The sequence below is a fragment of the Pseudomonas sp. C11 genome (assembly GCF_034683865.1).
GTDB lineage: Bacteria > Pseudomonadota > Gammaproteobacteria > Pseudomonadales > Pseudomonadaceae > Aquipseudomonas.
This window is the reverse complement of the sequence record NZ_JAWIIP010000127.1, coordinates 1-228: the sequence shown is the minus strand read 5'-3', so window position 1 is coordinate 228 and position 228 is coordinate 1. Positions and strand designations below refer to the sequence as shown.

Annotated in this window: 1 protein-coding gene; it reads left to right on the top strand. The window is 66.2% G+C overall.

Annotation, left to right across the window (positions count from 1 at the left end; genetic code table 11):
- A partial coding sequence (locus tag VC352_RS25185) for an ATPase, T2SS/T4P/T4SS family (protein WP_322982194.1) occupies positions 1–228 on the top strand: 228 nt, incomplete at both ends.

The window sequence follows — 228 nt, the reverse complement described above, 5'->3', positions numbered from 1 at the left end:
CGCAGCGGGCATATCGTCTGCATCGAAGACCCCAGCGAATTTCTCCACAGCCACCAGCGCTCGATCATCGACCAGCACGAAGTGGGCCTGGATACCCACAGCTTCGCCGATGCCCTGCGGAACGTGCTGCGCGAGGCACCGGACGTGAGCATGCTCGGCGAGATCCGCGACGCCGCCACCATGCAGCACGCCCTGCCTTACGCCGAGACCGGTCACCTGTGCGTGGCC